The organism is Ilyobacter sp. (assembly GCF_041583315.1).
In the GTDB taxonomy this organism is placed as follows: domain Bacteria; phylum Fusobacteriota; class Fusobacteriia; order Fusobacteriales; family Fusobacteriaceae; genus Ilyobacter.
Window position 1 is genome coordinate 1 of sequence record NZ_JBFHGC010000209.1, and the last position, 4,588, is coordinate 4,588.

Below are 4,588 nucleotides of genomic sequence, written 5' to 3' on the forward strand. Positions count from 1 at the left end.
CAACCGGAGAGTAATGAGGGTGATAAGAATGCTTTACGTACCTCAGTTTATTTTCGGAGAAGGGGACGGTCGTCATTTTGTAGAGGTATTTGGTTCATGGGGATATCAGATAATAAGGCAGGACCCCTATTCTCTGATAAAAGCATATGGTAGAAAAAATCCTCAAAAATTAAAAGATAAATACTTTTACCTCAGTGTGGGGGACGAAGATAAGGAGCCCTATCTCATGCTGCAACAATGGGTAGACGTAGTGGGAAGGCTGAAAAAATACGGATTTAATTATAATGCCCACCTCTATAGGGGGGAATCCCATTCCTGGAATTATGTGGCTAAGGATCTTCCCAACCTTCTGAAATATTTTTATGATAAGCTGAAATAGGAGTTGGATTTAATATCTTTTATTTCAAATTATAAAAAACTTTTGACAAAGTTATGTAGTTATGATATTATCATATCTGTTGTTTCAAGAAAAAGGAATTTACAGATATGATAATAATATGCGTCACTAGCTCAGTTGGTAGAGCACACGACTTTTAATCGTGTTGTCACAGGTTCAACCCCTGTGTGACGCACCACTCAAATGCGGGGGTGGCGGAATTGGCAGACGCGCTAGACTTAGGATCTAGTGTCTTCGACGTGGGAGTTCAAGTCTCCCCCTCCGCACCAATGAATGCAAGCAGCTTTTCGGAGCTGTTTTTTTTATTTTCATGGAAAACTATAAAATAATATGAAAAATTCAGAGAAAGCCTTATGATAAAAATGATTTAAAGGATAAATTTTGGTATAATATTCCTATACGAGAAAAGATACAAAAGGAGAAGTATAGATGCACGATATACTAGAGGTTCTAAAGAGCAGAAGAACGACGAGATCCTTTACAGATGAGATCATAAAAGAAGAGGAACTTATGATCTTGCTAGAAGCAGGTAGATATGCTCCTAGTGGTCATAATGATCAGCCATGGTTTTTCACAGTGATTCAAAATTATGAAATGATAAAGGCTCTGAATGAAAAAGCTAAAGGGACTCTGAACCCGCAAGATGAATTTGTGAATAACCTGCTGATAAAATCAAATTACGATCTATTTTACGGAGCCAGAACGGTTATAATAGTGTCGTACAGGGATGATGCTGTATCTCCGATAGAGGGGATATCGGCGGCGACACAAAATATATCACTCCAGGCAGAGGCCATGGGGATAGGAACATGCTGGAACGGTCTGGTAAAAAAGGCACTGGGTGAGGTATGTAAAAGTGAACTGATAAAAGAATATGATATCCCAGATAGTTATACTCCTTATTTTGCCATAGCGGTGGGTTACATAAAAAATAAAAATATATCAAAGATAAAGAGAAAAGAGGAGTATTATAAGATAATAAGATAAACTTCCATATTTAAAATTTATGAAATAAACAGGAGAGGTATAGGGGCTTAACTTTTAATTTTTTGATGATGCTTATTAAAAGTAGGATTGAACCAGGAATTTTTGTATATGAAGAAATATACCAAAATTATTTTTATTTTGCATTTTAGAGCAAATTATTTTTAATGAAAAAGAGGTGAATAGAGTGGAGATGTTTGAAACATTTCAATTTTTTCTAAAGGATATCATATTTGTGGCAGGAGAGCTGCTCTCTGTTAGTGTTCTTTTTTTGATGATATATATTATTTTTAAAGTTTTATTTAAAAAAATAGACTATATATCTTTTTTAAAAAAATACAAAGAGCAGTCTAATATGATTCTGAAAAAAATCAAAAGATTTTTAATCTATATATATATTCTTATTTTTATAATTTTGATGAGTTATAACGGATACCTGCTTTATAAAAAAATAGGTATTTATGATAATGCCCTGGATCTGGCATCAAAGATACCAAGCGAGTTCTGGATAGAACTTCTTAAAGGATCAATAAAAATAGCCTTAGCTGTGGTAGTTGCTCATTATTTTATAAAGATTGTCTTGAAGATATTGGACAAACTGCAGGCCAGTGCAAAAGCCTATAAAAATATCAGCTCAAATAATGAAACAATAGACAGTTTTTTTCTCAGACTGCGTATAATTGTAAAAAATTGTACAAAATTTCTAGTGGTTATATATGTGATGAAACTAATGATGTTCCCGGAAGTTTTTTTGAGCAACATGTATGTACTTCTAAAAATATATCTGATTATCTCAGGGGGAATGCTGTTTACAAAGGCAGCTACTGCAGTTGTAGACAGTCTGGAAGACCTCAGTAAAAGGTACTGGTATCGTGAAGACTACGTGGGATGGTACAACCGACTGAATAATTTACTGCCTCTATTTAGAAGGTGTCTGGAATATGTTATTTATATATGGGTTACATCTCTGGCGATGCTTCAGATTAGTTTTTTTGCAAAATTTGTTCCCTTTGGAACGGCAATTGTGCAGATAATAGGAATATTCTTTATAACCCGTGTTATTGTGGAACTTCTTAAGTTTTTTGTGGATAAATATATGGTCAAGTCAGAAAATCAGCTGCTAAACAAGCAGAGGCAGACACTGGTTCCTATAACTAAGTCCATACTGCAAAGTGTAGTGTATTTTATCGCCTTTGTACTTATGCTGAGAGCCCTCAATATAAATCCCCTTCCTATACTTGCCGGTGCCGGTATTTTTGGTCTGGTGATAGGTATGGGAGCCCAGTCATTAATAAATGATGTAGTTGCAGGTATATTTATTCTTTTTGAAAGCATATTTCTGGTAGGGGACTATATAGAAACAGGGTCAGCCAGAGGAATAGTAGAATCGGTATTTCTCAGAACCACCAAAATAAGGGATCCTAACGGACAGCTTCATATACTGAGGAATGGTCAGATAAATGGCGTGGAAAATTATTCCAAGGGATACACTTTTGCCGTTGTAGAAGTAGGTGTAGCTTATGACAGCGATCTCAAACATGTATTTAGTGTTCTGACAAATGTAGGGAAAAAAATTAAGGAGAAAAACTCCAGTGTATTGGAGGAACTGGTAGTCCAGGGAATAAAAGAGTTTGGAGAATCGGAACTTCTAATAAGAACCTTTACAAAGGTGAGACCTGGGCATCATTTCAACGTGGCTTATGAGCTCAGAAACATGATAAAAGATGAATTTGATAATGAAGGCATAGAGATTCCTTTTGCAAGACGGGTGCTTATATTTAAAAATGAAGATGAAGTAAAGCAAGATATTGAAATATAACCCTAAAATATTTAAGAAAGATTTTAAACCTGGGATTTATTCCCAGGTTTTTTGTTATCTAATAATCTTCATTTTTTTTGGGGAAATATGTCAATAACCAAGGTCGAAAGAAGATTTTTTTCGGTGTTTAATATGAAAGTTCCGTCTTTATGATCAACTTGCTTTATATCTACTTTGTTGATGTAAAAGAGAATTATAAAAAAAAGCCCGGCCAAAGTATATGTCCTGTGGCTAGGCTTGTAACATAACAAAAGAGAAGCGTAACAGAAGACACATAATATGTGCCGTTATTAGGAGGATTGTAACCTCCAAGTAGAAACTCTTTTAGCATATAATTATAATAATCATTCTATATAATTTTTCAATTGTTATTAATCAGAATAACATAAAATTTTAAAAACTTTCAAATGAAAATCACAAAATCTCCGTATCATATTAAATTTAGGAGATAGACCAAAAAAATAGTCCCTGATATAACCAAGAGCATATTTTTTTTGAGAAGAATAAGTGATCCGGCAAAAATAGCACCCAGGACAGATATCCAGATACTACCTGTAGAGTAAAGCACATCCGGAAAAAGCAAGGCTCCGATTGCTGCAAAGGGAATGTACTCTAAAAAGGATTTCAGAAATCTACCAGGTTTTTTTCCGCTGTGGGAAAGGATTGGTACAGCCCTTAAAAAATAATTTATAAACATACTCCCCAGAATTATTATCAAAAATTTAATTTCCATTTTCTTCCTCCTTCACAGGGAAAAGCAAGGCTCCCAAGGCTGCTGTGATTACAATAGTTATAATAACCCTCCAGTTACCCACAAGGTTTTTCAGCTGTGGGATATAAAAAAAAATGGAACTTATTATTATTCCTATTGAAGTGACGACTGCAATCTCTTTGGAATTTTTTATAGCAGGAAGAATAAGCCCGAGAAACATTATGTATATGGCTATACCGGTACTGGCAGATATGGATTCCGGTAAGAAGTCAGCAGCGACTATTCCCACAAGTGTCCCACTTGTCCAGCCAAGCCATGATATGAGCTGCGACCCCAATACAAAATTGAGGTTCATATTTTTTTTTGTCATAGCCAGTACAAAGACTTCATCTGTCAAACCGAAAGCGAGAATTCCCTTTACTCTTTTGCTAATACCGCTGGGAAGTTTGTTTGCCACACAGAGAGACATAAGGAAATACCTGGCATTTATCATAAAAGTCGTCAGAAGAATACTCCAAAGAGAGACACCGGAAAGTAACATGTTCAAAGATATGAACTGTGTGGCCCCTGTGAAATTTGTGATGGACATAAACAGTGCCATATAACCGGGCAACCCTGCAGATTTTACAATCAGCCCGAATGTCACAGCTATTGGGAAATATCCCATAAAAATAGG

4 protein-coding genes, 2 tRNA genes and 1 pseudogene are annotated in these 4,588 nt (G+C 35.3%); 5 read left to right on the forward strand and 2 right to left on the reverse strand.

From position 1 onward, the window contains the following. The 5 genes and pseudogenes from ABZA26_RS08320 to ABZA26_RS08340 form a co-directional block, all read left to right on the forward strand. A pseudogene (locus ABZA26_RS08320) lies at positions 1-379 on the forward strand (esterase); the annotation flags it as partial. Positions 380-499: 120 nt separating this feature from the next. Further along, positions 500-575, forward strand: a tRNA-Lys gene (locus ABZA26_RS08325). Positions 576-582: 7 nt separating this feature from the next. Then, positions 583-666, forward strand: a tRNA-Leu gene (locus ABZA26_RS08330). Between the two features lie 160 nt (positions 667-826). Further along, positions 827-1,384 carry a nitroreductase family protein gene (locus ABZA26_RS08335; protein WP_372714063.1) on the forward strand — a complete coding sequence of 186 codons (558 nt, stop codon included), beginning with the start codon at positions 827-829 and terminating at the stop codon, positions 1,382-1,384. A 190-nt stretch (positions 1,385-1,574) separates the two neighbouring features. Then, positions 1,575-3,200 (forward strand): mechanosensitive ion channel family protein, encoded by a 1,626-nt coding sequence (locus ABZA26_RS08340; RefSeq protein WP_372714066.1) that lies wholly within the window; start codon positions 1,575-1,577, stop codon positions 3,198-3,200. Positions 3,201-3,630: 430 nt separating this feature from the next. Here the strand turns inward: ABZA26_RS08340 and ABZA26_RS08345 are convergent, their stop codons facing one another. Both ABZA26_RS08345 and ABZA26_RS08350 read right to left on the reverse strand, forming a co-directional pair. Continuing rightward, positions 3,631-3,933, reverse strand: coding sequence for an AzlD domain-containing protein (locus ABZA26_RS08345; protein WP_372714064.1), 303 nt, complete (start codon positions 3,931-3,933; stop codon positions 3,631-3,633). Further along, a partial coding sequence (locus ABZA26_RS08350; protein ID WP_372714065.1) for an AzlC family ABC transporter permease occupies positions 3,923-4,588 on the reverse strand: 666 nt, incomplete at its 5' end. The genes ABZA26_RS08345 and ABZA26_RS08350, both read right to left, overlap by 11 nt.